Below are 15,937 nucleotides of genomic sequence, written 5' to 3'. Positions count from 1 at the left end.
AAATTTATAAATCTTACACAAATAAAATTTCTTCAACCTTATCTTTTTATTAGATTTATCAACCTCAAATTCATTAAAACTTTATTTATTGTGAAACACAAAAAAATTAAATGGATTAAAATTAAACAAACAAGCAATTTCAAATTTTGATGCTAGAAAAATAGTTGGTGGAGAAACCTGTGAATCTCCATGTGAAGGAGGAACAGGCTTTTGTGAAACTGGTATTCCTTGTGAACTTCAAAAAGAGTATTCTTACGGTAAGTATTGTGACTGGTTTGATTATACTGTATTTTTATGCAACTAAATGGAGATAGCTTATACTAAATAACTCACAATACAAGATTTTTGTAGTCATTGAAAAATAATTATAAAAATCTTGGTTTCATCTTTTCTTTACACTCAAAAGAGTATCAGTAATAACACTAGAATAAATGAGTTTAAAATGACTCAAAAGCCATTATTGCATGACCTAAATCTTCACAATTTCATTCTATAATGCAAATACCACCAAACCTGCGGTGTTTCGGACATTAAGTTTTGCTAATAGTTTTTTGCGATGTCCTTCTACGGTACGATAGCTGATGAATCAATTCTCTCCTATTTCTCGTTCTGTAAGATCGTATGAAACACTTTTTAAAACTCCTCTTCCTTTATACATCATCACTTTACGCATAATTTTGGTAATTTTATTGTTGAAAGAGTAGTCATATTCCATTACATTTTCAATGCATTGTTAAGACAATAATTTTCATCTCAGGATACTTTTCTGAAATAAATTTTGTTGTTACATAACCATCCAGAACTGGCATACGAATATCTAATAGTACAATATCAGGTTTTACAATAGTATTGCGCAGCGCTTCCAAAAATTCTTGCCTATTAGAAGACTCCATGATGATTTTTATATTGTTTTTTTCATCTAAAATGACTCTCAGACCTTCTCTTAAGAGTTTGTAATCGTTCACTATTGCTATGTTTATCATGAGTTTTGCTTATTAAAATCTATTTGTATGGTTGTACCAGAATGCATTTCTGAAGATATGTATACTTTTCCTCCTAAAATTAATGTGCGATCTTTAATATTTCGCAGTCCTGCATCTTTTTGAGTTGTTTCCACATCAAATCCTTTTCCATCATCTTTTACGAATAATTTAAAAGTATCTGTAGTATTCTCTATATTGATTGTAATTGTGGTAGCTTCTGCATGTTTTACTGCATTTACCAATATTTCTTTGATGATACGATAAAGAGCTAATTCTTGAGAAAAATCCAGTCGTTGTGCATCGCCATTCCACTCATAATTTATCTTCAAACTACTAGATTCTGATATGGAATAACACAAATCGCTAATGGCTTTATGCAATCCAAAATCTTCCTAAGTTGGCGGCATAATGTTATATGATATTTCGCGGACTTTTTGCAACAAATGATTCAGTTGATCACGTATATGTTGTGATTTTGAAATAATTTCTGGTGGCGCTGCTTGTTCTTTTTTAATGCTTTCTACGCTCAATAAAATGTTAGAAATTCCACCACCAATTTCATCGTGTAAATCTGCTGCAAAATGTTTTCGTTCTTCATGTTGGATTTTGATGGCACTTTGCAATAGTTGTTGTTGATGTATGATTTTTTGTTCTTGTAACTTCATTTGCTGTTTTAGCAAACGTCTTTTGTAAATAAGAACAAAGCCAACAATAGCAATAGCTAAAAAAACATTCATAGCATGCCCACATATAAAATTAGAGAAGTTCCTTCTTGTACTTTATCAACCATATTCCTATCGCTATGAAAAGATAGTGAATTATTAAGAATAGTCCATGTAATGCCCAAGCTTCAAAAAACTCTTGTATGGTTGATTCTAATAAAAAGTTATTGGAAATGAATAATAAAAATGAGCCTAAAAAATACACTAAAACACCCGCGTGAATCCAAAAAATAGGATGTGATTCCAATTGTATAATTCTACGATTCACAAAAACTTTATAAAATCAAGCAATTGTCATACATAACAAAAATGCTCCTTCTATAGACCTACCACAGGAATTATACATTTCCAAAGGTTGCCAATACATTGTATTTAATACTGAGAAAATGACAAATACTATAAGTGAACCTAATATTATTTTTTTACGATTGGTTTTTGAAATAATTGATAAAAAAATAGACTCCAACCTGTATATTCTAAAACAGTATATGTATGCAGTAGATATATATTATTCAACCGATTTTGATATAATACATAAGGACTATAAGAGACTATGGCAGCAAGAATGAGTAGTATACACTAGGTTCAAAATAGTTTGGTAAAACGTTTAAACCGAAATACTACCGCCAAAAAAGGCAGTAGTAGAGATAACCGTGCAATTTCAATGATTATTGCTAAATTAATAACGAAATCATCTTCTGTAGAATGTTGTATTGTTTTCATTGTTCCTCTAGCATTGGCTGGTGCTGTGTCACTATTTGAATTAAATAAAGTACGCTTTGGATCACAAAGTTTTGGACAAGGTAATTCAAAGTCATAAATACCGCTGATAACAAGCTCATTTTTAGTTACGGTATCATCATAAATGATATCTTCGTTATCGCTGTTTACGCCAACAACAATCATATCTGGTTCGTCACTTCCATCTTCATTTTTAATAATACCAATATAAAAACGCACACAGACAACATCCCTATGTTGTGCCAAACATGCTATATCATTTTTATGAAACAAAAATGCTTTTATAAAATTCTCTTTTTGCCAATTTTCTGTCAATACAGATACTCAAGTAGTACTTATTAGCTCAAAATTATCAATTGGTTATGAAGTCATAATTAATAGTTTTAAGACTTACACTAAAGTACTGTAAATTAAACATCTAACCACACGTGTTTCTAGGTATTTGGTATACAGTAAACACCTATTGTAATTCAGGTAAAAGCTATCTTTTATAGTAACAGCATGCATCCTAATTTTAAACTGTATCAATTTGTTCATTATGACGTCAGGAAAAATTGAGCCATAAACCTTAACTAATATTAATCATTTAAAACCTCATCATTATGTCAGCATTTTGTGGAACTATCACTTCAAGTAGTCAATCAACAAGTAACGGAAATTTTTCATATAAATACGATTCTGGGCAACAGAAATACACCGTAGATTATAACGGAAATGTAAATGCAGGAGCCGCTGTAGTAGTATCTCCTACACAACAAATTCCAGTATTAACGTATATGTTACCTACGTATACAAATGGTTTTACGCTACAAGTATTTCAAGACGCAAGAGGCGAATTAACACCAGCTACTAGTGGTTCTAGCTTTATTGAAAAAGATTTATAATCGAATAAATACATTTTTCAAACTCCTTTATTGTAATTGAAGTAAAGGAGTTTTTTTATGCATGAAAGTTAACTCATCCAAAACGATCATTTACTCATTGCTGGTTTCTCTATTATAAGATATGTGCTTTTTTTGAATTGTAATTAAAAGCGTAAACCATCATGAAATATCCTGAAATCACTGTACAAATTACGAAACCTTGTCATGAAGATTGGAACAAAATGTCTCCAACAGAAAAAGGAAAATTTTGTAAAGTCTGTACTAAAGAAGTGGTAGACTTTACTGCAAAATCTGACGAAGAAGTATTGCGCTACTTATCTAACAACGGAAATATTTGTGGGCGTTTCCATGGTTCGCAACTCAATAGAACCTTAATCGCAGATCGAAAAAAGCGTAATCATTGGTTATCGTATGCAGCTTCACTCCTATTGCCAATGATATTATTTTCACAAGGAAGTACATCTTCTAAGCATGAAACAACCTTAACAGAACAATTAACTACTCCTCCTCAATATAAATCACTAAACATAGGTTCGCTTAAAAGAAAAGCACAATTAGATGCTAATATGCAAAATGATAGCATTAATGTAAAAGGAACGGTTATGGATGATAGTGGAATGCCACTTCCAGGAGCTTCTATTTACATAAAGGGGACTAACCAAGGAACAATCGCTGATTGGGATGGAAACTACAAGATTAAAGTTAAAAAAGGTGATCATTTAGTTTTTGCCTATGTTGGATTCAGATCAAAAACTGTCAAAGTAACTCAGGTTACTAATTATGTAATTTTAAACGTTGAAGTATGCGATTTTCTTGGTGAAGTAGTTACGACAAGCCCAAAAGATCGATACAGAAGTAAATTCACAAAGAAAGTATCAAAATCAACTGAGAAGCAAATTACTAAACGTGAAAAAATCACACAAAACTATTTTGCTTTTCAACGAAAAAAGTGGTTAGAGAAACGTGCCGCAAGAAAAGCAGCAAAACAAACGAAAAAATAATTTGGTATGAAACATTCTAAGCTACAACTACAAATTTCTGAACCATGTCATGAAAACTGGAACAACATGTCTCCTACTGAAAAAGGTAAGTTTTGCCGAGCTTGTAAAAAAGAAGTTGTCGATTTTACAAGCAAAAGTGATGAGGAAATTATAAAACATGTCAATAATCATGGAAATGCTTGTGGACGTTTTTATGCTTCACAACTGAATAGAAAGCTGATTGCAAACAGAAAAAAACGGAATCATCGGTTATCGTATGCAGCCACTTTTTTATTGCCAATGACGTTATTTTCACAACAAACTCAATCTAATGAGAAAAAAGCTGCAAAGACAACACAAGTAGATTCCTTAAAGTTTAAAAGACTCGACATATATGCTCTTAATGCAAAAGTAAACCGCGTAACTCTAAAACAGCAGCAGTCTTCAAACTCCAGAATTATATATGGCACTGTAACGGATGATACAGGCATGCCACTGCCTGGAGCAACTGTGCTAATAAAAGGTACCACTACAGGAAAAACAACCGATTTTGATGGAAACTTTTTTATCCCAGCTAATGTAAAAAACACGCTGGTTATTAGTTACGTTGGTTATAAAAATCAGGAGATTCGCATAAAAGAAGATACGTCTAATTATAAAATTCAACTAAATCCAAGTGGTGAATTTGAAGAAGTCGTTGTCGTTGGTGGATATCATTCTTGCGATAGTAATGGGTATCATTCCACTCATATTGAAACGGAAGAAACCAAGGCATTAAAACAACGTACAAAGAACTATTTCGAATTTCAAAGAAAAAAATGGAAAGAAAAACGTGCTAAACGTCGAAAAGAACGTGCCGCTAGAAAAGCCGCGAGGCAAGCTAAAAACAACTAATGTACATATGAAACATCCAAAAATACAGATACAAATTCCAGAACCTTATCATGAAGACTGGAACAAAATGACTCCGACTGAAAAAGGTTAGTTTTGCAAGGTATGTTCCAAAGAAGTAGTTGATTTTACAGCAAGTTCCGATGGAGAAATTATAAAACACTTTAGCACTCAGGGGAATTTATGTGGACGTTTTCATGTTTCACAAATCAATAGAAAACTTATCGTCGATAGAAAAAAGCGAAACCATTGGTTATCGTATGTTGTAACACTCTTGTTACCAATGACGGCTTTTTCACAAAGCAAACCCAAAATGACTGAAAAAATTTCTAAAACGAAACAACTAGATACCTATAACTTTACCCGATTGCATATTGGTTCGCTTCATAGAAAAGAAAAAAACAAGATTCAAAAAGATAGCGTACACATATCAGGTTTAATTTTAGATGAAATGAATTTACCTCTTCCAGGTACAACTATCAAAATAAAAAACTCTTCAACGGAAAAAAGTACTGATTTTGATGGAAACTTTTCATTAAGAGTAAGAGTAAAAGATACTCTCATCGTTTCTTATGTTGGATATGAAAGTCAAGACGTCAAAATTTCAGCTAACAAAACAACTTATAAAATCACACTAAAACCTGGAGAACCTCTAGAAGAAGTCTTAGTTGTTGCAGGATATGCCGTAGAACGAAAACATCTCGGAGGAGCCGCAATTGCTGTACATGGAGACGATATCGCCACTATTACTGAGGAAGATAATAAAACTATAATTCATGCTTTAAAGGAAAGTCTAAAAAAATTTAAAAAAAAGACCAAAAAGAAGAAAGAATAAGTTACTTTGATTGTATGTAAAAATCTATGTTTCTGTATAAGTTTCGATACTTTTATACGACACCAACCATATTATTATCAGTGAAAAAAAGTATTCTTTTTGTAGTTCTACTTCTTATGCAGTCTGCACCGTGTCAAATACAAGCAACATCAGATATTAATTCTTCAGTTCAAAAAATTCGTGAAACCAATAAGGATTCCGTTCAAAGTCAAGAGTACTTCAATCTTTCCTAAAATTCGGACCCTATCAAGGATTTTAGAACACAGCAAAAATATGCGTATTCTACAATAAAAATACCCTTTCCGCACAAAAAATCCTGCGCTCTTTATAAAAATTATATATGCTCTCATTCATCATGAAAGTGTTACCAAGTACACTACTTGTTTCAAAATTATTTAAAAATTTATTTTCTTAGCTAAAACAGTAAAGGTACCAAACTCAAACGAAGGTTATATCACCAACAAATTAAGCTGTGTTATTTTTTTAACACAACAAAAAAATGTAAGTACTAATAGTATTCTTTATACAATATGATGAAATTCTTGACCAAATTAAACACACTGACAATTATGTCTGAGTTAGGGAAAAGCTTAGCCGAATTACTATATTGTACAGAAATCGCAAAGAACATGGAAAAGCTTTAAATTATAATAAGCAGGAAATCAACTTTGCAGAAAAAAGCAAAGCCCCTTATCGAATTGGAAAAGCAAGAGTGACAGAAATCGATCTGTTGTACCAACTCATTCCAAGACCTATAAAAGCCGAAGATGAGCGTCCACTCATAGAAAAAGCACTTGTGGCTGAGAAGTTTATGGAAAAACACGACTAACTGAATATTGTCAATAAAAATAAAATAAAGTCTATTAGCGGAACGGTTTTATACATACATCAAGATATTGAAATTCCGATTTCCGGAACCTTCAAAAAAAAATGTGATTTCCTAATCTTTTATAAATCTCAAAGAAAATTAATCCTCTGAAACAATAATAAGAACTTCAAAAAGTTATATTTTTACCACACCATATATCTACAAACGATATCTGACAACTAAAATTGTACAATGAAGAAACTTTTATACTCGTTTTTAATTCTTACCACTATAATACTTTGGAGCTCTTGCCGAAAGGACTTTGTAACAGTTCCGAGTTCTGGACAACTTCAATTTTCAAAAGACACAGTGTATTTAGATACTGTATTTACCAATATTGGTTCTAGCACATACAATTTAAAAGTATACAACCGAAGTGACGACGATATTCGTATTCCGACCATTCAATTGGGAGAAGGTGAAAATTCAAGATATCGCTTAAATGTAGATGGAATTGCTGGAAAAGTATTTCAAGATGTAGAATTATTAGCAAATGATAGTATGTTTGTCTTCGTTGAAACTACTTTAGACATCAACGATTTTTCAAGTGGCGATCAGTTTCTATACACTGATGCTATTGAATTTGACACTGGAAACAATCAACAAAAAGTAGAATTGGTTACTTTGGTACAAGATGCTATTTTCCTCTATCCACAACAATTTGATGATGGTACAATTGAAACCTTATTACTCAGCGTAGACGATGAAGGTAATGAAACCCGTGTAGAAGGATTCTTTTTGGAAGATTCTGAATTAAATTGGACCAACGAAAAACCGTATGTCATCTATGGATATGCCGCCGTTGGACAAAATCAAGTACTCAATATCGAAGCTGGTGCACGTGTGCATTTTCATGCAGATTCTGGTCTGATTGTTGGAAACATGGGCTCTTTGCAAGTAAACGGAGCGTTAAGTACAACGGAAGATCTTGAAAACCAAGTTATTTTTGAAGGTGATCGTCTAGAACCCAATTTTGCCAATATCCCAGGACAATGGGGAACCATTTGGTTTACTGATGGAAGCACCAACAACAAAATGGATTACGCAACCATAAAAAATGCATCAGTTGGAATATTATCAGACAATAACGATGGCACCGATAGTCCAACCTTGACGTTAAATAATTCTCAAATTCATAACAGTGCTACTGTTGGCTTATTAGCACGTACAGGGCATATAGAAGCAAACAATTCTGTCATTGGAAGTGCAGGGCAATCCTCTATGTATTTGAACTTAGGAGGAAAATATACCTTTAGACATTGTACATTTGCCAACTATTGGACTAATAGCTTTAGAACACTTCCAACAATTTTAATAGACAACTATTTGGATGTTGGTAATGGAACTATATTTACTGCGGATTTAGAACAAGCTAATTTTTCTAACTGTATTATCGATGGAAGTAATAGTATTGAATTGTTGTTTGATCAAGCACCAAATGATTCCATGGTCTTGTTGGAATATAACTTTGCAAACTGCTTGATTAAGTTTGACGATTTTCAAAATCGTTTTACAAATGATCCATTATACAATTTTTCAAACGATACCATTTTTGATGCTGTTACGTTACTATTAAACTCAAATACTGTAGAATATAAAAACATAGACAATAACGAATTCAACATAGGAGAAAACTCTGCTGCCATTGGTATTGGAAATACCTCAAGTGCTCCTGAAGTTCAAAATGATATTCTAGGAAATCCTAGAACAAATCCTTCTGACGTCGGTGCCTATAACAATGTTACTTTTGATGATGATTAGTACATTCAGCTAAAAAATATACAATACACCGAAAAGAATCATAAAACTAGTTCGCTATTTTATGATTCTTTTTTTATACGTATATTTAGGAGAACTTATTAACATACAAAAAACAATTAAACAAAAAAATTAACGACATGATGTTACTATTAATCAAAATCGCAGGAATAGGTGCTGGAATTCTACTTGGAATTACGGCATTAGATAAATTGGATGGAGAAAGCAATTTCTTCAACGATATTGCCAAAAAACTGATGCCGTTTTCAACACTTATTGGTGGAGCTGTTCTAGCTTTGGGACTTTTTGAACTTTTAGGAATATTTGGCTTTAATGATAGACATTTTATTTATGACTTAGCTGCTATGGTTTCTGGATTGCTTTTACTAACTCATGTATTAAGTCAAGTTCCAAAAGTTGGTGATTCACTTGTAAGTATTTCTAAAAAACTAATGCCCTTTAAAGTGATATTCGGAGTGGGATTACTTGTATTATCGGTATTACGCTTTATTTATATTCATCCACTAGGATAAGATAAAATTATTGAATGACCACTTTTTGAACAGTTTTGGTAGTTTCGGTGCGAATCTCTACAAAGAAAAGTCCACTAGCAAGTGAAGAAACATCCATTCTAGCGAGTTTATTTTGTTCCTTTTGAACAAATACTTCTCTTCCCAAGCTATCAAAAATTGAAATTGTATACGGTTCAGAAATCGTGGTAGCAATCATCATATAATCCGATGCCGGATTTGGGTAAACGCTGAATGTATCGGCGTTTTCTTCGTTTATACTCAACGTACTTCCTTCCACTACATTCATTACTTGATTTGCGGTTACATTACTTATATTATCAACCAATCCGCTTGGCCAAAAAATAGTCAAATCATCAATGTTAGTTTCTGTTCCAACTCCAAAAATTTCCGTTGCAGAATTTTGTCCCAAGAATGCTTCGCCACACAAAGTATAACGGTACATTGTTTGCCCATTAATAGTTACTGCTATCCAAGAACCTATTCCGTTTCTATTACTTACAGTTCCTTCTAGTTTTACTTTTAACCAATTATTAGAACCACCAGTATTTCTCCACAGAGTATGGTTTTCTGGTGCTTGATTTACCACTACAAAATCTTGGTAACCATCATTGTTAATATCACCAATCGCATTAGAAAAACTTGTATATGTATCGTTGGTAAAACCTGCTGTTGTTGGAACGGTATAATTAAATCCAGTATCACATTCATAAAAACCAGAAGTCAACAATCCAGAAGCAGTATTGTTCACCATACTACATACATACAAATCCATATCGGTATCATTATCAGCATCAAAGAAATTTGCGCCCCAACCGATGCTATTAAAAATAGTACCGGAACTTGTGGCAATATCTGTAAAAGTACCGTCACCATTGTTTTTTAATAAATGATTTCCTTCTACCGTATTGGTCACATAAATATCTAAATATCCGTCATAATTATAATCGTCAATTGTGGTAGACATTGCATTTGCAGCAACACCTGCTCCAGAAGATAAGCTTACATCTGTAAACGTGCCATCTCCGTTATTTTTATAAAGAATATTGGTGTTTAAAAATCGGTCATTAGAAATGTAAATATCTAAATGGCCATCATTATTATAATCAAAAAAGGAAGAACAGAAGGATAAATGACCTACATTACTGATTCCTGCTGTGAGTGAAACATCAGTAAAAGTGCCATCGCCGTTATTTCTGTATAACTTATTCGGAATAATTTTAGCATCGTCTTTATTACTCAAAAACAAATCCAAATCACCATCGTTGTCATAATCTCCAAAAGAAGCTCCAAAAGTGATTAAAACAGTATCTGGAATTCCCGCAATCGTTGAAACATCCGTAAAGTTAAAGTTTCCGTCATTATTGTACAATTTGTTTGCTGCATCTTCACGTGCTACAAACAAATCATTATCACCATCATTATCGTAATCAACCCATAAGACTTGTTTGGAATGTCCAGTCACAGTCATATTGAAGGCTTCTTCAACAAAAGTTCCTGCATTATTTTTAAAAAATCGAACTGGAAAATCTCCTTTACTGGCAAAAGTAATATCGTCCCAACCATCATTATCGTAGTCGTAAAAACTAACACCTCCAAGTTGTGCACTAAAGTTTCCAGTAATATTTATTCCCAACTCAACCGCTTTTTCTTCAAAGAGTATTTGCGCTTGTACTAATGGGAAATATAGAAAATATAAGAGTACAATCGTGTAATTTTTCATCTGCCAATTTTTTAATAAGTATTGAATTCTGATGGAAACCGCCAAATATGGCTCGTTTCATATCTGCAGCTTTTGATAGAAACAAATATAATAAATCTTAATTTTATGTTAAAAAATCACACGGTTGTAAGTATTTTATAATTTAAGCTTGAAATAAAGGTTTATCAGACATCATTGTATTTACTTTGAATGCAATGTTTTCTAATTTTCCTTCATCTTCAAAATTAGTAATGGCTTCGTCTATATATTCTACGATCAATGCCATATCGTCTTCTTTTAATCCTCTTGTAGTAACTGCGGCAGTTCCGACACGAATTCCAGAAGTTACAAATGGACTCTTATCATCAAAAGGAACCATGTTTTTATTCACTGTAATATCAGCTACACCTAAAGCTTTTTCAGCTTCTTTTCCTGTAATGTTCTTATTTCTAAGGTCAATCAACATCATATGATTGTCCGTTCCTCCAGAAATGATATTATATCCTTTTGCAACAAAAGCAGCTGCCATAGCTTGTGCATTTTTCTGTACTTGTAAAATATAGTGCATGAACTCGTCTGTTAGTGCTTCTCCAAAAGCAATTGCTTTTCCTGCAATAACGTGTTCTAATGGTCCACCTTGGTTTCCTGGGAATACAGCTCCATCTAATAATGAAGACATTTTACGCAATTTTCCATTCTTTAAGGTAATTCCGAGAGGATTTGGAAAATCTTTCCCCATTAAGATCAATCCTCCACGTGGTCCACGTAAGGTTTTATGTGTAGTTGTCGTAACAATATGACAGTGTGGAATAGGATCATTTAAAATTCCTTTTGCTATCAATCCTGAAGGATGCGAAATATCAGCTAATAATAATGCATCAACACTATCTGCAATTTCACGGAAACGTTTAAAGTCAATATCTCTTGAATATGCAGAAGCACCAGCAATGATCATTTTTGGTTGCTCTTTGGTTGCAATTTCTTGAATTTTATCATAATTCAATACACCTGTCTCCTTTTCTACTCCATAAAATACTGGCGTATATAATTTTCCTGAAAAGTTCACAGGAGAACCATGTGTTAAGTGACCTCCGTGCGACAAATCGAATCCTAAAATTTTATCTCCAGGTTTTAAACATGCTGCAAAAACTGCGGTATTTGCTTGACTTCCACTATGTGGTTGTACATTTGCATAAGCAGCTCCAAACAATGCTTTCGCACGTTCAATAGCAATAGTTTCTACCTCATCAACGACTTCACAGCCACCATAATAACGCTTTCCTGGATACCCTTCTGCATACTTATTTGTTAATACAGAACCTACTGCTTCCATTACTTGCTCACTTGTAAAATTCTCAGAAGCGATTAACTCTAACCCTTCAATTTGTCTTTCTTTTTCTGCTTGAATTAATTCAAAAATTTGTTCGTCGCGTTGCATTGTTTTGACTCTATGTTAATAAAAACCAAAAATATGATTTAGATTCCATAACTCATATAGAAAACTCATATATTTGACTAGAAATAACAAAAAACCTTAAAATTATAAATATTCCACACAACTATGCCAGATACAACCAATAATCCCAACCGAAGAACTTGGCTAGAAGTTCCTGAGAATAGTGATTTCCCTGTTCAAAATATACCTTTTGGAGTTTTTCTTACAAGAGATGACGTAATTACGATTGGAACTAGAATTGGAGACTTCGCCATTGATTTAGGCGCATTACATCAATTAGGATATTTTGATGGAATTCCCTTAACTGATGATATTTTCCTTCAAGATAGTTTAAATGATTTTATCTCTGACGGAAAGAAAACATGGCGTTTGGTACGTAACCGTATTGGAGACATTTTTGATGCAGACAATGCAAGTTTACGCGACAATGCAGAACATAGAAACACCGTTATTTTCACTTTAGATGAAATAGAAATGCAATTGCCTGTACAAATTGGTGATTACACAGATTTTTATTCAAGTATAGAACATGCAACAAATGTTGGTGTAATGTTTAGAGGAAAAGAAAACGCATTGATGCCAAACTGGCTTCATGTGCCTGTTGGATATCACGGAAGAAGCTCATCTATTATTCCTTCTGGAATTCCAATTCACCGTCCACAAGGACAAACATTACCTGCTGGAGCAGATACACCAGTATTTGGACCTTCAAAGCGTGTAGATTTCGAATTGGAAATGGCGTTCATCACAACAGATGCTAATCATTTGGGAGAACCAATTCCTATTGAAGAAGCAGAAGATTATATTTTTGGTGTCGTACTATTCAACGATTGGAGTGCACGTGATATTCAGAAATGGGAATATGTACCATTAGGACCTTTCCTAGGAAAGAGTTTTGCTTCGTCAATCTCTCCTTGGATTGTAACCATGGACGCATTAGAACCATTTAGAGTAGAAACACCAAAGCCATTAAAACCACAATTAGAATATTTACAGTACACAGGAAAGAAAAGTTATGATGTACATTTAGAAGTTGGAATTACACCTGAAAACGGTGAAGAAACGATTGTTTCTCGTTCTAATTTTAAATATATGTACTGGAACATGGCACAACAGTTAACACATCATACGGTAAACGGTTGTCCTGTAAATTCTGGAGATATGATGGGAAGTGGAACACTTTCTGGTAAAACACCAGATTCTTATGGTTCTATGCTAGAATTGACTTGGGCTGGAAAAAATCCTTTGAAATTAAATGATGGTTCTGAACGCACATTTATTAACGATGGCGATACGGTAACTATGCGTGGGCATTGTAAAAATGATCATGTTCGTATTGGTTTTGGAGAAGTAAGCTCAAAATTACTACCCGTTTTTGAACCAAAGAAAAAGTAACAAAAAACTATTACTACATAAATAAGGTTGTCTAATTATTGTTTTTAGACAACCTTTTTTATAATTAAATTATATATCTATTTAATCATAATTATTTAATAACAAAATGCACTATTTGTATAGTTTAAGGGATTTAATGAACCTCTAGATGAATGTGGAATTGTTCTTCCTCATTTACAGCTTTTGCATTTAAGGTTGCTACTTGTGATTTTTTAAGTCCTAATGATTTGAATGATTTTTGAGTTTTCATAATGGTTTGTTTTTAAAATTAAATAATTTCTTTTAAAGAATTTGCTTTCTTATTTCTTGCGATTTTTTGATAATGAATTTTACTAAAAAAACAACTCCAAACTACAGTTTAGAATCGTTTACATAGTAATTAAAATAATTAAAACTAGTGAGCACAATATGCGCTCATTTTACAATTTAATGGATTGATAGTTCCACAAGCTGCGACTAAAACTGAAGTTAAAACTGTTGATCCTCCTACAATTTTTTACTGTGTCTTATCGCTTAATTCAGCTATTACTGATTTATTAAATGCTAAATTGTTTGAGATACTTTTTTTTTCATAATAATAAAAGATTAAAGTAAATTCCCTACTCGATCAGCTTTTCGGGTTCCGCTATTGCGAATGTTTTTGTCCATTAACAAATGCCGATCAAAGGAAGTTAAAAGTCTAAGAAATGACACATGAGCCGACAAGGATTGACAAAGCGTTTAAAAAAATACTATAAATCTTCGGAAATCTTTTTTACGTATGAAGTTGGAGTCATGCCAGATTTCTTTTTGAAAGCTTTATAAAATTAAGAATAATTGTTAAATGCTGTTGCATCAATAATTTCATTAATATTCATGTTATTCGCAGTATCAGAAATTAATGCAATAGCTTCTTTCTTACTATAATTATTAATAAATTCGAAGAAATTTGATTGAAAATATTTATTGATAATTTGCGAAGTGTGATGCTTGGAAAGGTACAGCAAATCTGCAAGTGTATTAAGTGCAAGTGTATGATCTAGATATACCTTTTCAGTTTCCATTAAACTTTCTAGCTGTTGTTTCATTTCAAGTGTAAAAGATTCTAACATTCCATTTTTGCGGTATTTAAAATACGGAATGATTTTTTTCCTGAAAAAATATCTGGTTGCATAAAACTAAAACATGTAACAACACCAACAAGCAATACAATAACCAATAATATAATCGCAAGTAATGGTCATCAATCTAAAATAATTCAAAACCATGTGTGAAAAAAAATAGTAATTATCAGAAAAAACTGCTGTTTTTTATAGTAGTTAAAACTATTTATAGTATTGAGATCCGTAAAATTTATTCATAGCAGTAATTATACCAAATAAATGATAGCTATCGAAAGTAAAATAATGCCATAAATAAGTGTAAAAGCTTTTCCTGAAATCTTGCTTCCCATTTTGGCTCCAAAAAAATTAGCAATAAAATAGGTTCCAAAAAGAATACCTACCAATTGCCAATCTACAGGATTTTCAAAATTATATTTTAAAAATGCTCCATAGCTCACAGGTGGAATCAAAATTGCCAAACTCAAAGCACGTGCATATTCTTTTTTAAATTTAAAAACTCCTATCAAAATTGGCACCATCAGTACACCTGCTCCAATACCAAACATGCCTCCTAAAATTCCTGTAATAGCTGCTAAAAGCGCAATCCAATAAACAGAAATATGATCTTTATGTGCTGCTTTAGAATTTTTCTTTAAGTAAGATCTAAATTGCAATAATGCGATAAAAATTAATAATACTGTGAAGTAATATTTTAAGTCCGTTTCCCCAATATAAAAGGCGAACACCGCTCCAAAATACGAGAATACACAATAGGAAATAACGCCGATAGCAATATTGAGCCATTGTTGTTTTACATATCCATACAGTGACATCACACCTAATAAACTCATAGGTCCCAACATCATCGTAAGTACATTACCTTGCGCCGCTAATTGTGACATTCCACAGTATAAAACTAAAAAAGATACCAAAAACGGACCACCGCCAATTCCTGCAAAACCTCCAATATAACCAACAACTAAACCAAGAAGTACATAAATAAGTGGATCACACATGCAATAAAAATTTGACTGCAATTTACTCTAAAAGTTTAGTTTCGAATAATATTGTAACAAAAAACAGCTCCAGACCGAAGCCTGATGCTGTTCA

The 15,937-nt window shown here is 32.6% G+C and carries 18 protein-coding genes; 8 read left to right on the top strand and 10 right to left on the bottom strand.

What is annotated here, in order from left to right; all coding sequences use genetic code 11:
* Positions 1-490: 490 nt before the first annotated feature.
* The 6 genes from MK119_RS24405 to MK119_RS19510 all read right to left on the bottom strand — a co-directional run bounded on the left by MK119_RS24405 (position 491) and on the right by MK119_RS19510 (position 2,761).
* A complete protein-coding gene (locus MK119_RS24405) occupies positions 491-583 on the bottom strand; it encodes a LuxR C-terminal-related transcriptional regulator (RefSeq protein ID WP_366512844.1) in 93 nt (30 codons plus the stop codon).
* Positions 584-586: 3 nt separating this feature from the next.
* Positions 587-715, bottom strand: coding sequence for a hypothetical protein (locus tag MK119_RS19530; RefSeq protein WP_290682478.1), 129 nt, complete (start codon positions 713-715; stop codon positions 587-589).
* Positions 716-722: 7 nt separating this feature from the next.
* Positions 723-983, bottom strand: coding sequence for a response regulator transcription factor (locus MK119_RS19525; protein WP_290682475.1), 261 nt, complete (start codon positions 981-983; stop codon positions 723-725).
* Positions 980-1,312, bottom strand: a complete 333-nt coding sequence (locus MK119_RS19520) for an ATP-binding protein (protein WP_290682472.1) — start codon at positions 1,310-1,312, stop codon at positions 980-982. The genes MK119_RS19525 and MK119_RS19520 overlap by 4 nt, the downstream gene beginning before the upstream one ends.
* A 63-nt stretch (positions 1,313-1,375) precedes the next feature.
* Positions 1,376-1,648 carry a histidine kinase gene (locus MK119_RS19515; protein ID WP_290682469.1) on the bottom strand — a complete coding sequence of 91 codons (273 nt, stop codon included), beginning with the start codon at positions 1,646-1,648 and terminating at the stop codon, positions 1,376-1,378.
* Positions 1,649-2,290: 642 nt separating this feature from the next.
* Positions 2,291-2,761 carry a hypothetical protein gene (locus MK119_RS19510; protein ID WP_290682467.1) on the bottom strand — a complete coding sequence of 157 codons (471 nt, stop codon included), beginning with the start codon at positions 2,759-2,761 and terminating at the stop codon, positions 2,291-2,293.
* A gap of 287 nt (positions 2,762-3,048) precedes the next feature.
* On the opposite strand from MK119_RS19510, the gene MK119_RS19505 reads away from it, so the two are divergent.
* The 7 genes from MK119_RS19505 to MK119_RS19475 all read left to right on the top strand — a co-directional run bounded on the left by MK119_RS19505 (position 3,049) and on the right by MK119_RS19475 (position 9,195).
* On the top strand, positions 3,049-3,330 hold the full coding sequence (locus MK119_RS19505) for a hypothetical protein (protein ID WP_290682464.1): 282 nt from the start codon (positions 3,049-3,051) through the stop codon (positions 3,328-3,330).
* 161 nt (positions 3,331-3,491) lie between these two features.
* The gene (locus MK119_RS19500; RefSeq protein ID WP_290682462.1) at positions 3,492-4,331 is read left to right on the top strand and encodes a carboxypeptidase-like regulatory domain-containing protein; all 840 of its coding nucleotides are present in this window, start codon (positions 3,492-3,494) and stop codon (positions 4,329-4,331) included.
* Positions 4,332-4,337: 6 nt separating this feature from the next.
* Entirely contained in the window at positions 4,338-5,204 is an 867-nt protein-coding gene (locus tag MK119_RS19495) for a carboxypeptidase-like regulatory domain-containing protein (protein ID WP_290682459.1), read from the top strand.
* Positions 5,205-5,514: 310 nt separating this feature from the next.
* Positions 5,515-6,036 carry a carboxypeptidase-like regulatory domain-containing protein gene (locus tag MK119_RS19490; protein ID WP_290682456.1) on the top strand — a complete coding sequence of 174 codons (522 nt, stop codon included), beginning with the start codon at positions 5,515-5,517 and terminating at the stop codon, positions 6,034-6,036.
* 607 nt (positions 6,037-6,643) lie between these two features.
* Complete coding sequence (locus MK119_RS19485; RefSeq protein ID WP_290682453.1) at positions 6,644-6,865, top strand: hypothetical protein; 222 nt, start codon at positions 6,644-6,646, stop codon at positions 6,863-6,865.
* Between the two features lie 231 nt (positions 6,866-7,096).
* Positions 7,097-8,665, top strand: coding sequence for a hypothetical protein (locus MK119_RS19480; RefSeq protein WP_290682451.1), 1,569 nt, complete (start codon positions 7,097-7,099; stop codon positions 8,663-8,665).
* Between the two features lie 137 nt (positions 8,666-8,802).
* Positions 8,803-9,195 carry a hypothetical protein gene (locus tag MK119_RS19475; RefSeq protein WP_290682448.1) on the top strand — a complete coding sequence of 131 codons (393 nt, stop codon included), beginning with the start codon at positions 8,803-8,805 and terminating at the stop codon, positions 9,193-9,195.
* Between the two features lie 7 nt (positions 9,196-9,202).
* Here MK119_RS19475 and MK119_RS19470 read toward each other — a convergent pair whose 3' ends face one another.
* Together MK119_RS19470 and glyA are read right to left on the bottom strand one after the other, a co-directional pair.
* Positions 9,203-10,915: an FG-GAP-like repeat-containing protein gene (locus MK119_RS19470; protein ID WP_290682445.1), complete on the bottom strand. Its 1,713-nt coding sequence runs from the start codon at positions 10,913-10,915 to the stop codon at positions 9,203-9,205.
* Positions 10,916-11,057: 142 nt separating this feature from the next.
* Positions 11,058-12,332: a serine hydroxymethyltransferase gene (glyA, locus tag MK119_RS19465; protein ID WP_290682441.1), complete on the bottom strand. Its 1,275-nt coding sequence runs from the start codon at positions 12,330-12,332 to the stop codon at positions 11,058-11,060.
* A 123-nt stretch (positions 12,333-12,455) separates the two neighbouring features.
* Here glyA and fahA point away from each other — a divergent pair, with 123 nt between their 5' ends.
* Positions 12,456-13,745 carry a fumarylacetoacetase gene (gene fahA, locus MK119_RS19460; RefSeq protein WP_290682438.1) on the top strand — a complete coding sequence of 430 codons (1,290 nt, stop codon included), beginning with the start codon at positions 12,456-12,458 and terminating at the stop codon, positions 13,743-13,745.
* Positions 13,746-14,551: 806 nt separating this feature from the next.
* On the opposite strand, the gene MK119_RS19455 is transcribed toward fahA, so the two are convergent.
* The gene (locus MK119_RS19455; RefSeq protein ID WP_290682435.1) at positions 14,552-14,836 is read right to left on the bottom strand and encodes a hypothetical protein; all 285 of its coding nucleotides are present in this window, start codon (positions 14,834-14,836) and stop codon (positions 14,552-14,554) included.
* A gap of 257 nt (positions 14,837-15,093) precedes the next feature.
* Positions 15,094-15,843: a sulfite exporter TauE/SafE family protein gene (locus tag MK119_RS19450; RefSeq protein WP_290682432.1), complete on the bottom strand. Its 750-nt coding sequence runs from the start codon at positions 15,841-15,843 to the stop codon at positions 15,094-15,096.
* Positions 15,844-15,937 lie beyond the last annotated feature (94 nt).

Origin of the sequence: Kordia sp. (genome assembly GCF_022447245.1) — a bacterium.
Lineage (GTDB): Bacteria > Bacteroidota > Bacteroidia > Flavobacteriales > Flavobacteriaceae > Kordia.
The sequence above is the reverse complement of the archived record's forward strand: the minus strand, read 5'-3'. Positions and strand labels throughout refer to the sequence as shown.

What these genes read in the sequence shown, in the direction of transcription:
- MK119_RS19490 (WP_290682456.1), top strand. Translation starts at nt 5,515, where the DNA reads ATGACTGAAAAAATTTCTAAAACGAAACAACTAGATACCTATAACTTT.
- fahA (WP_290682438.1), top strand. Translation starts at nt 12,456, where the DNA reads ATGCCAGATACAACCAATAATCCCAACCGAAGAACTTGGCTAGAAGTT.
- MK119_RS19450 (WP_290682432.1), bottom strand. Translation starts at nt 15,843, where the DNA reads ATGTGTGATCCACTTATTTATGTACTTCTTGGTTTAGTTGTTGGTTAT.
- MK119_RS19530 (WP_290682478.1), bottom strand. Translation starts at nt 715, where the DNA reads ATGGAATATGACTACTCTTTCAACAATAAAATTACCAAAATTATGCGT.
- MK119_RS19470 (WP_290682445.1), bottom strand. Translation starts at nt 10,915, where the DNA reads ATGAAAAATTACACGATTGTACTCTTATATTTTCTATATTTCCCATTA.
- MK119_RS19500 (WP_290682462.1), top strand. Translation starts at nt 3,492, where the DNA reads ATGAAATATCCTGAAATCACTGTACAAATTACGAAACCTTGTCATGAA.
- MK119_RS19525 (WP_290682475.1), bottom strand. Translation starts at nt 983, where the DNA reads ATGATAAACATAGCAATAGTGAACGATTACAAACTCTTAAGAGAAGGT.
- MK119_RS19480 (WP_290682451.1), top strand. Translation starts at nt 7,097, where the DNA reads ATGAAGAAACTTTTATACTCGTTTTTAATTCTTACCACTATAATACTT.
- MK119_RS19515 (WP_290682469.1), bottom strand. Translation starts at nt 1,648, where the DNA reads ATGAAGTTACAAGAACAAAAAATCATACATCAACAACAACTATTGCAA.
- glyA (WP_290682441.1), bottom strand. Translation starts at nt 12,332, where the DNA reads ATGCAACGCGACGAACAAATTTTTGAATTAATTCAAGCAGAAAAAGAA.
- MK119_RS19455 (WP_290682435.1), bottom strand. Translation starts at nt 14,836, where the DNA reads ATGTTAGAATCTTTTACACTTGAAATGAAACAACAGCTAGAAAGTTTA.
- MK119_RS19495 (WP_290682459.1), top strand. Translation starts at nt 4,338, where the DNA reads ATGAAACATTCTAAGCTACAACTACAAATTTCTGAACCATGTCATGAA.
- MK119_RS19505 (WP_290682464.1), top strand. Translation starts at nt 3,049, where the DNA reads ATGTCAGCATTTTGTGGAACTATCACTTCAAGTAGTCAATCAACAAGT.
- MK119_RS19475 (WP_290682448.1), top strand. Translation starts at nt 8,803, where the DNA reads ATGATGTTACTATTAATCAAAATCGCAGGAATAGGTGCTGGAATTCTA.